Source organism: Chromobacterium aquaticum (genome assembly GCF_021129195.1).
In the GTDB taxonomy this organism is placed as follows: domain Bacteria; phylum Pseudomonadota; class Gammaproteobacteria; order Burkholderiales; family Chromobacteriaceae; genus Chromobacterium; species Chromobacterium aquaticum.
This window is the reverse complement of the sequence record NZ_JAJOHW010000151.1, coordinates 1-16,138: the sequence shown is the minus strand read 5'-3', so window position 1 is coordinate 16,138 and position 16,138 is coordinate 1. Positions and strand designations below refer to the sequence as shown.

The following is a 16,138-nucleotide window of genomic DNA, read 5'->3' as shown; positions in this document are numbered from 1 at the left end:
GCGCGGCACCAAGCGTGAAGACGTTGAGCGTGGTCAGGTTCTGGCCAAGCCGGGTTCCATCACCCCGCACACCAAGTTCGGCGCTTCGGTATACGTACTGAGCAAAGACGAAGGTGGCCGTCACACCCCGTTCTTCGCGAACTACCGTCCGCAGTTCTACTTCCGTACCACCGACGTAACGGGCGCCGTTACCCTGTCGGAAGGCGTGGAAATGGTAATGCCGGGCGATAACGTGGAAATCACCGTTGAGCTGATCGCACCGATCGCCATGGAAGAAGGTCTGCGCTTCGCCATCCGCGAAGGCGGCCGTACCGTCGGCGCCGGCGTAGTAGCCAAGATTATTGCTTAATAAGGTTTAAAGGCCAGTAGCTCAATTGGTAGAGTATCGGTCTCCAAAACCGAGGGTTGGGGGTTCGAGACCCTCCTGGCCTGCCAATTAAGACCAGCCGGCGCCTGTGCGCCGGTTGGTCTTTTGTCGCATACGCGCACGAGAAGATATCGACATGGAAATGCAAGATAAAATCAAACTGGCGCTGGCTGGTCTGCTTGTGGCGGCCGGCATCGTCGGCTTTTACATGATTCCGGCAGATCAAGGTGTGCTGCGCGCACTGTCCTTTGTGGCTGGCGTCGCGCTGGCGGTGGGCGTGATCTGGCTGTCGCAGCCTGGCAAGAGCTTTGTCAGCTATGCCAACGAATCCTTGGTCGAGGCCCGCAAGGTAGTGTGGCCGACGCGCAAGGAGGCCATGCAGATGACTGGCATGGTGTTCGTGTTCGTGCTGGTGCTGGCCTTGTTCATGTGGCTGGTGGACTCCAGTCTGTCTTGGTTGTTTTACGATGTGATTCTCGGTCGAGGTAAATAATGGCAATGCGCTGGTATGTGGTTCACGCCTATTCGGGTTTTGAAAAGAGCGTGCAAAAGGCGTTGCGCGAGCGCATCGAGCGTTCTCATGTCGCCGATCAATTTGGTCAGATTCTGGTGCCGGTGGAAGAGGTGGTGGACGTCAAGAACGGTCGCCGCTCGATTACCGAGCGCAAGTTTTTCCCGGGCTATGTGCTGGTGGAAATGGAAATGACCGACGACACCTGGCACTTGGTGAAGAGCACTCCCAAGGTGACCGGCTTCGTTGGTGGTACCGCCAACCGCCCGGCTCCGATTTCCAAGAAGGAAGTCGAGGCCATCATGCAGCAGATGCAAGAGGGCGTTGAGAAGCCGAAGCCCAAGGTTCTGTTCGAGGTGGGCGAGAAAGTTCGCGTCATCGATGGCCCGTTCAACGACTTCAATGGTTCTGTGGACGAAGTGAACTACGAGCGCAACAAGTTGCGCGTGTCGGTGCAGATCTTCGGTCGCGACACCCCGGTTGAGCTGGAGTTCAGTCAGGTCGAAAAACTGTAAGCCAGACCTCTTGGCAAGATTTTTTCAAGCGTGTATACTGTTGCGCTTTCGTCGGGAAGCGAGTTGATGCTCGCGCTATACCCAAACTAGGAGTTTAATCGTGGCAAAGAAAATTGTCGGCTATATCAAGCTGCAAGTGCCCGCTGGCAAAGCCAACCCGTCGCCGCCGATCGGTCCGGCTCTGGGTCAGCGTGGTTTGAACATCATGGAATTCTGCAAGGCGTTCAACGCCGCGACCCAAGGCGTTGAGCCGGGTCTGCCGATTCCGGTGGTGATTACCGCATTCGCGGACAAGTCCTTCACCTTCATCATGAAGACCCCGCCGGCCACCATCCTTCTGAAGAAGGCTGCTGGCATCAAGTCCGGTTCGGCTAAAGCCAATACCGACAAGGTGGGTAAAGTGACTCGCGCTCAGCTGGAAGAAATCGCCAAGACCAAGCAGCCGGATTTGACCGCTGCCGATCTGGACGCCGCTGTTCGCACCATCGCCGGCTCCGCCCGTTCGATGGGTCTGGAAGTGGAGGGCGTGTAATGGCTAAGGTTTCCAAGCGCTTGCAAGCTCTGAAAGCTGGCGTTGATCGCAACAAGCTGTATGCAATCGACGAAGCGATCTCCCTCGTGAAAGCCGCCGCCACCGCCAAGTTCGACGAGTCTATCGACATCGCCGTGAACCTGGGCGTGGATCCGCGTAAATCCGACCAAGTGGTTCGTGGTTCCGTGGTTCTGCCGCGTGGTACTGGTAAGTCGGTACGCGTTGCCGTGTTCGCCCAAGGCGCGAACGCTGAAGCCGCTAAAGCCGCTGGCGCCGAAGTCGTTGGTTTCGACGATCTGGCCGAGCAGGTTAAGGCCGGCAACCTGGACTTCGACATCGTGATCGCTTCCCCGGACGCGATGCGCGTTGTGGGTCAGCTGGGTCAGATCCTGGGTCCGCGCGGCCTGATGCCGAACCCGAAGGTTGGCACCGTGACCCCGAACGTTGCCGAGGCCGTTAAGAACGCCAAGGCTGGTCAGGTTCAATACCGTACCGACAAGGCTGGTATCGTTCACGCCACCATCGGCCGCGCTTCCTTCGAAGCCGAAGCCCTGCGTGAAAACTTCTCCGCTCTGGTTGATGCCCTGGTGAAAGCCAAGCCGGCAGCTTCCAAGGGCGTGTATCTGAAAAAGATCGCCGTATCCAGCACCATGGGTGTCGGCGCTCGTGTAGATACCAACTCGATCAACGCTTAATCGTTGTTTGAGTTTGGCGGGGCGGTTCGCCGCCCTGCCAAGGCTTTGGGCTGGCAAGTTCGCTTGCCAGGTTGTCAAAGACCGTAGGCGCCGCAAGGCTTAATCGCAGATTCGCCGGTATGGAAGTCCGCAACCTACGCAGATGGTGTACCCGAAACAGGCTTCTGAACAAAGTTCAAGCTCATGTAGCTCAGGGGTAGAGCACTCCCTTGGTAAGGGAGAGGTCGGCGGTTCAATTCCGCCCATGAGCACCAGTTCTTTATGATGTCTCCTGATGTAGGTCGCCGCTGCAAAGCGAAGCGAAAATCCTTTCGCTTCATTTCAGTCTAGGAGGTAGACCTTGAGTCTCAATATCGAAGATAAAAAGGCGGTCGTAGCTGAAGTATCTGCCACGCTGGCAGGCGCTCAGACCCTCGTTATCGCTGAATATCGGGGCATCGAGGTAAGCAGCATGACCAAACTCCGCGCTCAGGCGCGTGAGAATGGCGTTTACCTGCGCGTTCTGAAGAACACGCTGGTGCGCCGTGCTGTGGAAGGCACTCCGTTTGCCGGTCTGGCTGACCAAATGGTCGGCCCGCTGGTTTACGCTGTTTCCGCCGACCCGGTAGCTGCTGCCAAGGTGCTGCATCAATATGCCAAGGCTGACGACAAAATCATCGTCAAGGCAGGTTCCTACGATGGCCAGGTGCTGAACGCCGCTCAGGTTGCTGAGCTCGCGTCCATCCCGAGCCGCGAAGAACTGCTGTCCAAGCTTCTCTACGTTATGCAGGCTCCGGTCGCTGGCTTCGCCCGCGCGCTGGCCGCCCTGTCCGACAAGAAGCAAGCCGAAGCCGCTTAACTTATTTGATTCTTATAGAATTCAGGAGATTTTCACATGGCAATCACCAAAGAAGACATCCTCGAGGCCGTTGCTGGTCTGACCGTGATGGAACTGAACGACCTGGTTAAGGCGTTCGAAGAGAAGTTCGGCGTTTCCGCCGCTGCTGTTGCTGTTGCTGGCCCGGCTGGCGCCGGCGCTGCTGCCGCTGAAGAAAAAACCGAGTTTGACGTTATCCTGACTGGCGCTGGCGACAACAAAGTTGGCGTGATCAAGGTTGTTCGCGCAATCACCGGTCTGGGCCTGAAAGAAGCCAAAGACTTGGTTGACGGCGCTCCGAAAGCCCTGAAAGAAGGCGTGGCGAAGGCTGAAGCCGACGACATCCTGAAACAGCTGACCGAAGCCGGTGCTAAGGCTGAAATCAAATAATCTTCTTTGAAAAAAGAGGGTGAGGCTGGCGGAGTAATCCGCCAGCCTTATTGCGCTTGTAGTTGGCCGAAACGAAGAAGGTAAAAGCCAGCAATTATTGAGCGTGGCTGCTGACTTTTGGTTTCTTGCTTGCGCCACCCCACCTCGATGGAGACTCTATGAGTTATTCGTTTACTGAGAAGAAGCGTATTCGTAAAAGTTTTGCGAAACGTGCCAGTGTTCTCGATGTCCCATTCCTGTTGGCGACCCAGATTGATTCCTACACCGAATTTCTCCAGTTGGGTGTGCCGCTTGACCAGCGTAGGGATGTGGGCCTCCAGGCTGCGTTCAAATCGATCTACCCGATCATCAGCCACAATGGCTATGCGCGTCTGGACTTTGCTCATTACATTTTGGGCGAGCCGCCGTTCGATGTGCAGGAGTGCCAGCTGCGCGGCATCACTTACGCCGCTCCGCTGCGCGCGCGCATTCGCCTGACTATCTTCGACAAAGAGTCTTCCAAGCCGGTGGTGAAGGAAGTGCGCGAGAACGAAGTGTACATGGGCGAAATCCCGCTGATGACGACCAATGGCTCGTTCATCATCAACGGCACCGAGCGCGTCATCGTTTCTCAGTTGCACCGTTCCCCGGGCGTGTTCTTCGAGCACGACCGCGGCAAGACTCATTCCTCCGGCAAGCTGTTGTTCTCCGCCCGCGTGATTCCTTACCGCGGCTCTTGGCTGGACTTCGAGTTTGACCCGAAAGACCTGCTGTACTTCCGTATCGACCGTCGCCGCAAGATGCCGGTGACCATCCTGCTGAAGGCGCTGGGCTACACCAACGAAGAAATACTGTCCGAGTTCTACAGCTTCGACACCTTCTATCTGACCAAGGGCGGCGTGTTCATGCGCGTGGTGCCGGATCGTCTGAAGGGTGAAGTGGCCAAGTTCGACATCGTTGCCGCCGACGGCAAGCTGATCGTGGCCAAGGACAAGCGCATCACCGCCAAGCACATCCGCGACATCCAGACCGCTGAGCTGGATCGCATCGAAGTGCCGGCCGACGCGTTGCTGGGCAAGGTGCTGGCGCACAATGTCGCCAATACCGATACCGGCGAGCTGATTGCGCGCGCCAACGACGAGATCACCGAAGAAGTGCTGGCCAAGCTGGCGCTGGCCGACATCAGCCAGGTGGAAGTGCTGTTCACCAATGATCTGGACCAGGGTTCGTATATTTCGCAAACCCTGCGTGCCGACGACATCCAGGACCAGCTGCAGGCCCGCGTGGCGATCTACCGCATGATGCGTCCGGGCGAACCGCCGACCGAAGACGCGGTGGAAGCACTGTTCCAGCGCCTGTTCTTCAGCGAAGAAACCTACGATCTGTCGCGCGTGGGTCGCATGAAGTTCAGCTCGCGCACTTACCAGTACAAATTCGACGACAAGACCCCTGAGTGGTTCAAGGTCCTGATCGGCGAAAAATTCGCCGAGCGTCGCGATGTAATGGAAGGCACGCTGTCGACTGAAGACATCGTGTCCGTGATCGCGATCCTGACCGAGCTGCGCAATGGTCGCGGCGAAGTGGACGATATCGATCACCTGGGCAACCGTCGCGTGCGTTCGGTGGGTGAATTGGCCGAGAACCAGTTCCGCGCCGGTCTGGTGCGTGTTGAGCGCGCGGTCAAGGAACGCCTGAACCAGGCCGAGTCCGACAACCTGATGCCGCATGACCTGATCAATGCCAAGCCGGTATCCGCCGCGATCAAGGAATTCTTTGGTTCCTCGCAGCTGTCCCAGTTCATGGATCAGACCAACCCGCTGTCCGAGATCACTCACAAGCGTCGCGTTTCGGCCCTGGGCCCGGGTGGTTTGACCCGTGAACGCGCCGGCTTCGAAGTGCGCGACGTGCACCCGACCCACTACGGCCGCGTGTGCCCGATCGAAACGCCTGAAGGTCCGAACATCGGTCTGATCAACTCGCTGTCCGTCTACGCGCGCACCAACGAGTTCGGCTTCCTGGAAACGCCGTACCGCAAGGTGGTGGACAGCAAGGTTACCGACGAGATCGATTACCTGTCCGCGATCGAAGAAGGCCGCTACGTGATTGCTCAGGCCAACGCCGAGCTGAGCGAAGAAGGCACCCTGATCGACGAACTGGTGACCTGCCGTGAAAAAGGCGAAACCATTCTGGCGACCCCGGACCGCGTGCAGTACATGGACGTGGCCACCGGCCAGGTGGTGTCCGTTGCCGCTTCGCTGATTCCGTTCCTGGAGCACGATGACGCCAACCGCGCATTGATGGGCGCCAACATGCAACGCCAGGCCGTGCCTTGCCTGCGTCCGGAAAAAGCCCTGGTCGGCACCGGCATCGAGCGGTCCGTGGCCGTCGACTCCGGCACCACCGTGGTGGCGCGCCGTGGCGGCGTGGTCGACTATGTCGACGCCGGCCGCGTGGTGGTCCGCGTCAATGATGAGGAAGCGACCGCGGGTGAAGTGGGTGTGGATATCTACAACCTGACCAAGTTCACCCGTTCCAACCAGAACACCAACATCAACCAGCGTCCGATCGTGAAAGTGGGCGACCACATCGCGCGCGGCGACGTGGTGGCCGACGGCGCCTCCACCGACCTGGGCGAGCTGGCGCTGGGTCAGAACATGACCATCGCCTTCATGCCGTGGAACGGCTACAACTACGAGGATTCGATCCTGATCTCGGAGAAGCTGGTCGCCGAAGACCGCTACACCTCGATCCATATCGAAGAACTGTCCGTGGTTGCCCGCGACACCAAGCTGGGGCCGGAAGAAATCACCCGCGACATCCCGAACCTGTCCGAGCGCATGGCCGGCCGTCTGGATGAATCCGGCATCGTCTACATCGGCGCCGAAGTCGAAGCCGGCGATGTGCTGGTCGGCAAGGTAACGCCTAAGGGCGAAACCCAGCTGACGCCGGAAGAGAAGCTGCTGCGCGCGATCTTCGGCGAGAAGGCCTCCGACGTGAAGGACACCTCGCTGCGCGTGCCGACCGGTACCGTGGGCACCGTGATCGACGTGCAGGTGTTCACCCGCGAAGGCATCGAGCGCGACAAGCGCGCCCAGTCCATCATCGATTCGGAACTGAAGCGCTATCGCCTGGACCTGAACGACCAGCTGCGTATTTTCGACAACGACGCCTTCAGCCGTATCGAGCGTCTGATCGTCGGCAAAGTGGCCAACGGCGGTCCGAAGCGTCTGGTGAAAGGTACTGTGATCGATCAGGAATACCTGGCCGATCTGCCGTCCAAGCACGACTGGTTCGACATCCGCATGTCGGACGAAGACATCGCCAAGCAGCTGGAACTGATCAAGGAAAGCCTGGCGCAGAAGCGTGAAGAATTCGACCTCAAGTTCGAAGACAAGAAGCGCAAGCTGACCCAGGGCGATGAACTGCCGCCGGGCGTGCAGAAGATGGTCAAGGTTTACCTGGCCGTGAAGCGCCGCCTGCAGGCCGGTGACAAGATGGCCGGTCGTCACGGTAACAAGGGTGTGGTATCGCGCATCCTGCCGATCGAAGACATGCCGTACATGGGCGATGGCCGTCCGGTCGACATCGTGCTGAACCCGCTGGGCGTACCGTCGCGTATGAACATCGGTCAGATCCTGGAAGTGCACCTGGGTTGGGCCGCCAAGGGTATCGGCGAGCGCATCGACCGCATGGTCAAGCAGCAGTCCGCCGCCGAGATCCGTGGCTATCTGGAGCGCATCTACAACGAAGCCGGCAAGAGCGAGGACATCGCTTCGCTGAGCGAAGAAGAGATCCTGTCGCTGGCGGACAACCTGCGCAAGGGCATGCCGTTCGCCACCCCGGTATTCGACGGCGCCAAGGAAACCGAGATCAAGCACATGCTGGATCTGGCTTATCCGCAAGAAGACCCGCTGACCGAGAAAATGGGCTTTAATGAGTCCAAGACTCAGATGACTCTGTACGATGGCCGCTCCGGCGAAGCCTTCGACCGCAAGGTCACTGTGGGCGTGATGCACTACCTGAAGCTGCATCACCTGGTCGACGACAAGATGCACGCGCGTTCCACCGGCCCGTACTCGCTGGTGACCCAGCAGCCGCTGGGCGGTAAGGCCCAGTTCGGTGGCCAGCGTTTCGGTGAGATGGAGGTTTGGGCGCTGGAAGCTTACGGCGCCGCCTACACCCTGCAGGAAATGCTGACCGTGAAGTCGGACGATGTGACCGGTCGTACCAAGGTGTACGAGAACATCGTCAAGGGCGAGCACAAGATCGATGCCGGCATGCCGGAATCCTTCAACGTGCTGGTGAAGGAAATCCGTTCGCTCGGCCTCGACATGGACCTGGAACGTTATTGATTGGGTTGAATGGGCGCGGCAAGCCGCCGCGCCTGTCCCCTGACTGGAGACGCAATGAAAGCTCTGCTCGACCTCTTTAAGCAAGTTACGCAAGAAGAAGAGTTTGATGCGATTAAGATCGGCATCGCCTCGCCTGACAAGATCCGTTCCTGGTCTTATGGTGAAGTAAAAAAGCCTGAAACCATCAACTACCGTACCTTCAAACCGGAACGCGACGGCCTGTTCTGCGCGCGCATCTTCGGGCCGGTTAAGGATTACGAATGCTTGTGCGGCAAGTACAAGCGTCTGAAGCATCGCGGCGTGATCTGCGAGAAGTGCGGCGTGGAAGTCACCTTGTCCAAGGTGCGTCGCGAGCGCATGGGTCACATCGAGCTGGCCAGCCCGACCGCCCACATCTGGTTCCTGAAATCGCTGCCGTCGCGCCTGGGCATGGTGCTGGACATGACGCTGCGCGATATCGAGCGCGTGCTGTATTTCGAAGCGTTCGTGGTGACCGATCCGGGCATGACCCCGCTGCAATACCGTCAGCTGCTGACCGAAGAGGACTTCCTGGACAAGGAAGACCAGTACGGTGAAGAGTTCGTCGCGATGATGGGCGCCGAAGCCGTCAAGGAACTGCTGAAGAAGCTGAACCTGGACAGCGAGATCGAGACCCTGCGCGCCGAGCTCAAGGCCACCAGCTCCGACACCAAGATCAAGAAGATCTCCAAGCGCCTGAAAGTGCTGGAGGCCTTCCAGCGTTCCGGCATGAAGCCGGAATGGATGATTCTGGAAGTGCTGCCGGTATTGCCGCCGGAACTGCGCCCGCTGGTGCCGCTGGACGGCGGCCGCTTCGCGACTTCCGATCTGAACGATCTGTACCGCCGCGTGATCAACCGTAACAACCGCCTGAAGCGCCTGCTGGAACTGCGCGCGCCGGACATCATCGTGCGCAACGAGAAGCGCATGTTGCAGGAATCGGTTGACTCGCTGCTGGACAACGGCCGTCGCGGCAAGGCGATGACTGGCGCCAACAAGCGCCCGCTGAAGTCGCTGGCCGACATGATCAAGGGCAAGGGCGGTCGTTTCCGTCAGAACTTGCTGGGTAAGCGCGTGGACTACTCCGGTCGTTCCGTGATTACCGTGGGCCCGACCCTGCGTCTGCATCAGTGCGGCCTGCCTAAGAAAATGGCGCTGGAACTGTTCAAGCCCTTCATCTTCCACAAGCTGGAAGTGATGGGTCTGGCGTCCACCATCAAGGCGGCCAAGAAGCTGGTAGAGCAGGAAGTGCCGGAAGTTTGGGACATCCTGGAAGACGTGATCCGCGAGCATCCGGTGCTGCTGAACCGTGCGCCGACCCTGCACCGTCTGGGTATCCAGGCGTTCGAGCCGGTACTGATCGAAGGCAAGGCCATTCAACTGCACCCGCTGGTCTGCGCGGCGTTCAACGCCGACTTCGACGGTGACCAGATGGCCGTTCACGTGCCGCTGTCGCTGGAAGCGCAGATGGAAGCCCGCACCCTGATGCTGGCCACCAACAACGTGCTGTCCCCGGCCAACGGCGATCCTATCATCGTGCCGTCGCAGGATATCGTGTTGGGTCTGTACTACATGACCCGCGACAAGGTGAACGGCAAGGGCGAAGGCATGGTGTTTGCGGACACCAAGGAAGTGCATCGCGCTTACGAGACCCGTCAGGTTGAACTGGCCACCCGCATCACCGTGCGCCTGAAAGAGTGGGAAAAAGACGAGCAGGGCGAGTTCCAGCCGGTGATCAAGCGTTACGACACCACCGTTGGCCGCGCCATCCTGTCCGACATCCTGCCTAAGGGCCTGCCGTTCGAGCACATCAACAAGGCGCTGAAGAAGAAGGAAATCTCCAAGCTGATCAACGTGTCGTTCCGCCGCTGCGGCATCCGCGACACCGTGATCTTCGCCGACCAGTTGATGTACACCGGTTTCGCCTATTCCACTCGCGGCGGCATCTCCATTTGCGTGGACGATATGCAGATCCCGGCCAAGAAGGTCGACCTGCTCGCCGACGCGCAGAAGGAAGTCAAAGAGATCGAAGAGCAGTACCGTCAAGGTCTGGTGACCCAGGGCGAACGCTACAACAAGGTAGTGGATATCTGGGGCCGCACCGGCGACAAGATCGCCAAGGCGATGATGGACGAGCTGTCCAAGCAGAAGGTGCTGGACCGCGAAGGCAAGGAAGTCGATCAGGAATCCTTCAACTCCATTTACATGATGGCCGACTCGGGCGCGCGGGGTTCCGCAGCCCAGATCAAGCAGCTGGCCGGTATGCGGGGTTTGATGGCCAAGCCGGACGGCTCGATTATCGAGACGCCGATTACCGCCAACTTCCGCGAAGGCCTGACCGTACTGCAGTACTTTATTTCCACCCACGGTGCGCGTAAGGGTCTGGCGGATACCGCCTTGAAGACCGCGAACTCCGGTTACCTGACCCGTCGTCTGGTCGACGTGACTCAGGATCTGGTGGTGATCGAGGACGATTGCGGCACCAGCAACGGCTTCACCATGAAAGCCGTGCTGCAGGGTGGCGACGTGATCGAACCGCTGCGCGACCGCATCCTGGGCCGCGTAGCCGCGATCGATCTGGTGGACCCGTCCACCGGTGAGACCGTGATCGAAGCTGGCACGCTGCTGGACGAGCATCTGGTGGACGTGATCGACAGTCTGGGCATCGACGAAGTGAAAGTGCGTACCGCCATCACTTGCGATACCCGCTACGGTCTGTGCGCCAAGTGCTATGGTCGCGACCTGGCGCGCGGCAAGCGCGTCAACGCCGGCGAAGCGGTAGGCGTGATTGCCGCCCAGTCCATCGGTGAACCGGGTACCCAGCTGACCATGCGTACCTTCCACATCGGTGGTGCGGCGTCGCGAAATGCTGCCGCCAGCCAAGTGGAAGGCAAGTCCAACGGGACCGTGCGCTTCTCCAGTCAGATGCGTTATGTGGCCAATACCAAGGGCGAACTGATCGTCATCACCCGCTCCGGCGAAGTGGTGATCCACGACGATATGGGCCGTGAGCGCGAGCGTCACAAGGTTCCGTACGGCGCGACCTTGATGGTGACCGATGGTCTGCAGATCAAGGCCGGCACCGTGTTGGCCACTTGGGATCCGCACACCCGTCCGATCATCACCGAGTACGCTGGCCGCGTGAAGTTCGAGAACGTGGAAGAGGGCAACACCGTAGCGAAGCAGACCGACGAAGTAACGGGCCTGTCCACGCTGGTGGTTATCGATCCGAAGCGCCGCGCCGGTTCGCAGTCCAAGATGCTGCGTCCTCTGGTGAAGCTGCTGGACGACAACGGCAACGAAGTGAAGCTGGCCGGTTCCGAAGCATCGGTATCGATCACCTTCCAGGTGGGCGCCATTATCACGGTGCGCGATGGTCAGGACGTGGGCAAGGGCGAAGTGCTGGCCCGTATCCCGCAAGAATCCTCCAAGACCCGCGATATTACCGGTGGTCTGCCGCGTGTGGCCGAGCTGTTCGAAGCGCGTTCGCCGAAAGACGCCGGCATGCTGGCCGAGGTGACCGGTACCGTATCGTTCGGTAAGGACACCAAGGGCAAGCAGCGCCTGATCATCACCGATCTGGAAGGCAACGGTTACGAAAACCTGATCCCGAAAGACAAGCACGTGCTGGTGCACGATGGCCAGGTGGTGAACCGCGGCGAATCCATCGTCGACGGTCCGGTCGATCCGCACGACATCCTGCGCCTGCAGGGTATCGAGGCCTTGGCTCGCTACATCGTTCAAGAGGTGCAGGAGGTGTATCGTCTGCAGGGCGTGAAGATCAACGACAAGCACATCGAGGTGATCATTCGCCAGATGCTGCGTCGCGTGATCATCTCCGACAGCGGCGACACCGAGTTCATCCAGGGCGAACAAGTCGAGCGCGCCGATGCGCTGGAAATGAACGACAAGATGGTTGCGGAAGGCCGTGAGCCTGCACAGTACGAAAACGTGCTGCTGGGTATCACCAAGGCGTCCCTGTCCACCGATTCCTTCATCTCCGCGGCTTCCTTCCAGGAAACCACCCGCGTGCTGACCGAAGCGGCGATCATGGGCAAGAAGGACGATCTGCGTGGTCTGAAGGAAAACGTGATCGTTGGTCGTCTGATCCCGGCTGGTACGGGCTTGGCTTACCATCGCACCCGTCGCGGTTCGACGCAGCATACGCTGGAAGCGGCCGAAGCTCAGTTCTTCGACATCGCCCCGGCCGACGCTCTCGACAGCAACGAATAACGCTTGCGCGTGCATGCCACTCCAGGGCGAAATGACCCGTCCTGGAGCGCTTGCAGCGTAAAGTGTTGAAAAAACGCTGCCCTATCAACGGTTAAGGTGATGGGGCAGCGTTGTTTTCATTGACGGTAGGACGTTGACTAAAATATAATCCTCCGTCCTTTCTGGAGGCGTGTTGCCGCTGGAAAGCTTCAACTAGGAACTGATAGTAATGCCAACCATTAACCAACTCGTTCGCAAAGGCCGCGTCGCCATCAAGGCGAAGAGCAAGGTGCCTGCGCTGGAAGCTTGCCCGCAGAAGCGTGGCGTGTGCACCCGTGTCTACACCACCACTCCGAAGAAGCCGAACTCGGCTCTGCGTAAAGTGTGCAAGGTGCGTCTGACCAACGGTTTCGAAGTGATCTCCTACATCGGTGGTGAAGGCCACAACCTGCAGGAACACTCCGTAGTGCTGCTCCGCGGCGGTCGTGTAAAAGACTTGCCGGGTGTTCGCTACCACACCGTTCGCGGTTCGCTGGATACCGCTGGCGTTAAAGACCGTAAACAGGCTCGTTCCAAGTACGGCGCCAAGCGTCCCAAGTAATTGGTGCGCACTCAAGGCGGCCTGATCAACACTCAGGGTCGTCTAGTAAGTGACTGCTCCATTGGGTAGTCATGAGCCCAAGCTCAACTGAATAATCTAAGGAAGTAACATGCCACGTCGCAGAGAAGTCCCCAAGCGCGAAATCCTGCCGGATCCGAAGTTCGGTTCCCAGGACCTGTCCAAGTTCATGAACGTAGTCATGATCGATGGCAAGAAATCCGTTGCAGAGCGCATCATCTACGGTGCTCTGGAACAGATCGAAAAGAAATCCGGCAAAAACGCCCTGGAAGTGTTCAATGCAGCACTGTCCAATGCCAAGCCGGTAGTAGAAGTGAAAAGCCGCCGTGTAGGTGGTGCTAACTATCAAGTTCCTGTTGAAGTACGTCCGTCGCGTCGTATGGCTCTGGCCATGCGTTGGCTGCGCGACGCTGCGCGCAAGCGCGGTGAAAAGTCCATGGACCTGCGCCTGGCTGGTGAGTTGCTCGACGCGGCAGAAGGCCGTGGCGGCGCGATGAAGAAGCGTGACGAAGTGCACCGTATGGCAGAAGCCAACAAGGCCTTCTCGCACTTCCGCTTCTAAGCAGACCCACTATTTAAGGTGTAGATCGTGGCAAGGAAAACCCCCATTGAGCGTTACCGTAACATCGGTATCTCCGCTCACATTGACGCCGGTAAGACGACCACTACCGAGCGTATTCTGTTTTATACCGGTGTGAACCACAAGCTGGGCGAGGTTCATGACGGCGCTGCCACCACCGACTGGATGGAGCAGGAGCAGGAGCGTGGCATTACCATCACCTCCGCTGCTGTGACCACCTTCTGGAAAGGTATGGGGATGCAATTCCCCGAGCACCGCTTCAACATCATCGACACCCCGGGACACGTGGACTTTACCATTGAGGTAGAGCGTTCCATGCGTGTACTGGACGGCGCGGTGATGGTGTACTGCGCGGTGGGTGGCGTTCAGCCCCAGTCTGAAACCGTATGGCGTCAGGCTAACAAGTACAAAGTTCCGCGTATCGCCTTCGTGAACAAGATGGACCGTCAAGGCGCCAACTTCTTCCGTGCGGTTGAGCAGGTGAAAACCCGCCTGCGCGGCAACCCGGTGCCCATCGTTGTGCCTATCGGCGCGGAAGACGGCTTCTCCGGCGTGGTTGACCTGTTGAAGATGAAGGCCATCATCTGGGATGAAGCGTCCCAGGGCATGAAATTCGAATACGGCGAGATTCCGGCCGACCTGGTTTCCGTGGCCGAAGAATGGCGCGAGAAGATGGTTGAAGCCGCCGCCGAAGTCAGCGACGAGATGATGGACAAGTACTTGGGCGGCGAAACGCTGACCGAGGAAGAAATCATCGCTGGCCTGCGCGAGCGCACCCTGCGTTGCGAAATTCAGCCGATGCTGTGCGGCTCCGCGTTCAAGAACAAGGGTGTTCAGCGCATGCTGGACGCCGTGATTGAACTGCTGCCGGCGCCGATCGACATTCCGGCCATCGCGGGTGAAACCGACGGCAAGCCGGCCGAGCGTCACGCTTCCGACGACGAGCCGTTCTCGGCTCTGGCGTTCAAGCTGATGAACGACCCGTACGTTGGTCAGCTGACCTTCTTCCGCGTCTACTCCGGTGTGGTGAAGTCCGGTGATACCGTGCTGAACTCCATCAAGGGCAAGAAAGAGCGTATCGGCCGTATCGTGCAGATGATGGCGAACGACCGTATCGAGCTGGAAGAAGTGCGTGCCGGCGACATCGCCGCCGCCATCGGCCTGAAAGAAGTGACCACCGGCGAAACCCTGTGCGATCTGAACGCCGAAATCATCCTGGAGCGCATGGAGTTCCCGGAGCCGGTGATTCACGTTGCCGTTGAGCCGAAGACCAAGGCCGACCAGGAGAAGATGGGCGTTGCCCTGAACCGCCTGGCCAAGGAAGACCCGTCGTTCCGCGTGCGCACCGACGAAGAATCCGGCCAGACCATTATTTCCGGTATGGGCGAACTGCACCTGGAAATTCTGGTTGACCGCATGCGGCGTGAATTTGGCGTTGAAGCCAACGTTGGCGCTCCGCAAGTGGCTTACCGCGAAACCATTACCAAAGTTGTTACCGACGTTGACGGCAAGCACGTCAAGCAGTCCGGTGGTAAGGGGCAGTACGGCCATGCAGTTATTACCCTGGAGCCGTCCGGCGAGGGCAATGGCTACAAGTTTGTCGACGAGATCAAGGGTGGTGTGATTCCGCGCGAATTCATCCCGTCCGTGGACAAGGGTATTCAGAACACCCTGTCCAGCGGTATTCTCGCCGGCTTCCCGGTGGTGGACGTTACCGTGCGTCTGACCTTCGGTTCCTACCACGACGTCGACTCCTCGCAGATCGCGTTCGAACTGGCTGGTTCCCTGGCTTTCAAAGAAGCCATGCGCCGCGCCGGTCCGTGCATCCTCGAGCCGATGATGGCGGTGGAAGTGGAAACTCCGGAAGAGTACATGGGCGATGTGATGGGCGACTTGAACCGTCGTCGCGGCATCGTTCAGGGTATGGACGACGATGGTTTGGGTGGCAAGAAGATCAAGGCCGAAGTACCGCTGGCCGAGATGTTCGGTTACTCCACCGATCTGCGTTCCGCTACCCAGGGTCGTGCGACCTACTCCATGGAGTTCAAGCACTACTCCGAAGCTCCGAAGCATGTTGCTGACGCCGTAATGGCCGCCCGCAAGTAATGCGCGCTGAGGCTGGCCGGATTTTCTGATTCGGCCAGTCCCGATCTAATGTTCTTTAATCAAGGATTTTTGCAAAATGGCAAAAGAAAAGTTTGAGCGGACCAAACCGCACGTAAACGTAGGCACCATCGGTCACGTGGACCATGGTAAAACCACTCTGACCGCTGCTATCACCACCATTCTGTCCAAGAAGTTCGGCGGCGAAGCCAAAGACTACTCCCAGATCGACAGCGCGCCGGAAGAGAAGGCTCGTGGTATTACCATTAATACCGCTCACGTAGAATACGAAACCGAGTCCCGTCACTACGCTCACGTAGACTGCCCGGGTCACGCCGACTACGTTAAGAACATGATTACCGGTGCTGCCCAGATGGACGGCGCTATTCTGGTGTGCTCGGCCGCTGAC

At 58.9% G+C, this 16,138-nt stretch carries 13 protein-coding genes and 2 tRNA genes; all 15 read left to right on the top strand.

All coding sequences use genetic code 11. From position 1 onward, the window contains the following. A partial coding sequence (locus tag LQT98_RS20690) for an EF-Tu C-terminal domain-related protein (protein ID WP_456237135.1) occupies nt 1–349 on the top strand: 349 nt, incomplete at its 5' end. A gap of 10 nt (nt 350–359) precedes the next feature. Continuing rightward, nucleotides 360–435: transfer RNA gene (locus tag LQT98_RS20685), tRNA-Trp, on the top strand. 68 nt (nt 436–503) lie between these two features. After that, a complete protein-coding gene (gene secE, locus LQT98_RS20680) occupies nt 504–860 on the top strand; it encodes a preprotein translocase subunit SecE (protein WP_082151193.1) in 357 nt (118 codons plus the stop codon). Continuing rightward, on the top strand, nt 860–1,393 hold the full coding sequence (gene nusG / locus LQT98_RS20675; RefSeq protein ID WP_048411720.1) for a transcription termination/antitermination protein NusG: 534 nt from the start codon (nt 860–862) through the stop codon (nt 1,391–1,393). The genes secE and nusG overlap by 1 nt, the downstream gene beginning before the upstream one ends. A 100-nt stretch (nt 1,394–1,493) precedes the next feature. Then, nucleotides 1,494–1,925, top strand: a complete 432-nt coding sequence (gene rplK / locus LQT98_RS20670) for a 50S ribosomal protein L11 (protein WP_048411721.1) — start codon at nt 1,494–1,496, stop codon at nt 1,923–1,925. Further along, nucleotides 1,925–2,620, top strand: a complete 696-nt coding sequence (gene rplA, locus LQT98_RS20665; protein ID WP_048411722.1) for a 50S ribosomal protein L1 — start codon at nt 1,925–1,927, stop codon at nt 2,618–2,620. Before rplK ends, rplA begins: the two co-directional genes overlap by 1 nt. A 179-nt stretch (nt 2,621–2,799) precedes the next feature. Further along, nucleotides 2,800–2,874: transfer RNA gene (locus LQT98_RS20660), tRNA-Thr, on the top strand. 86 nt (nt 2,875–2,960) lie between these two features. After that, the gene (gene rplJ / locus LQT98_RS20655) at nt 2,961–3,458 is read left to right on the top strand and encodes a 50S ribosomal protein L10 (RefSeq protein WP_048411723.1); all 498 of its coding nucleotides are present in this window, start codon (nt 2,961–2,963) and stop codon (nt 3,456–3,458) included. A gap of 36 nt (nt 3,459–3,494) precedes the next feature. Then, nucleotides 3,495–3,866 (top strand): 50S ribosomal protein L7/L12, encoded by a 372-nt coding sequence (gene rplL, locus LQT98_RS20650; RefSeq protein ID WP_019102910.1) that lies wholly within the window; start codon nt 3,495–3,497, stop codon nt 3,864–3,866. A gap of 158 nt (nt 3,867–4,024) precedes the next feature. After that, nucleotides 4,025–8,197, top strand: a complete 4,173-nt coding sequence (gene rpoB, locus LQT98_RS20645; protein WP_231464835.1) for a DNA-directed RNA polymerase subunit beta — start codon at nt 4,025–4,027, stop codon at nt 8,195–8,197. 54 nt (nt 8,198–8,251) lie between these two features. Next, nucleotides 8,252–12,448: a DNA-directed RNA polymerase subunit beta' gene (rpoC, locus tag LQT98_RS20640; protein WP_048411726.1), complete on the top strand. Its 4,197-nt coding sequence runs from the start codon at nt 8,252–8,254 to the stop codon at nt 12,446–12,448. Between the two features lie 208 nt (nt 12,449–12,656). After that, nucleotides 12,657–13,028, top strand: a complete 372-nt coding sequence (rpsL, locus tag LQT98_RS20635; protein WP_019103491.1) for a 30S ribosomal protein S12 — start codon at nt 12,657–12,659, stop codon at nt 13,026–13,028. Between the two features lie 109 nt (nt 13,029–13,137). Next, nucleotides 13,138–13,608 carry a 30S ribosomal protein S7 gene (rpsG, locus tag LQT98_RS20630; RefSeq protein ID WP_021479140.1) on the top strand — a complete coding sequence of 157 codons (471 nt, stop codon included), beginning with the start codon at nt 13,138–13,140 and terminating at the stop codon, nt 13,606–13,608. 27 nt (nt 13,609–13,635) lie between these two features. Beyond that, nucleotides 13,636–15,732 carry an elongation factor G gene (gene fusA / locus LQT98_RS20625; protein ID WP_231464833.1) on the top strand — a complete coding sequence of 699 codons (2,097 nt, stop codon included), beginning with the start codon at nt 13,636–13,638 and terminating at the stop codon, nt 15,730–15,732. A gap of 76 nt (nt 15,733–15,808) precedes the next feature. Further along, a partial coding sequence (locus LQT98_RS20620; protein ID WP_231463655.1) for a GTP-binding protein occupies nt 15,809–16,138 on the top strand: 330 nt, incomplete at its 3' end.

Coding starts and splice junctions, on each gene's coding strand:
- rpsL (WP_019103491.1), top strand. CDS start 12,657: ATGCCAACCATTAACCAACTCGTTCGCAAAGGCCGCGTCGCCATCAAG.
- nusG (WP_048411720.1), top strand. CDS start 860: ATGGCAATGCGCTGGTATGTGGTTCACGCCTATTCGGGTTTTGAAAAG.
- rpoB (WP_231464835.1), top strand. CDS start 4,025: ATGAGTTATTCGTTTACTGAGAAGAAGCGTATTCGTAAAAGTTTTGCG.
- rpoC (WP_048411726.1), top strand. CDS start 8,252: ATGAAAGCTCTGCTCGACCTCTTTAAGCAAGTTACGCAAGAAGAAGAG.
- rplA (WP_048411722.1), top strand. CDS start 1,925: ATGGCTAAGGTTTCCAAGCGCTTGCAAGCTCTGAAAGCTGGCGTTGAT.
- rplL (WP_019102910.1), top strand. CDS start 3,495: ATGGCAATCACCAAAGAAGACATCCTCGAGGCCGTTGCTGGTCTGACC.
- rpsG (WP_021479140.1), top strand. CDS start 13,138: ATGCCACGTCGCAGAGAAGTCCCCAAGCGCGAAATCCTGCCGGATCCG.
- secE (WP_082151193.1), top strand. CDS start 504: ATGGAAATGCAAGATAAAATCAAACTGGCGCTGGCTGGTCTGCTTGTG.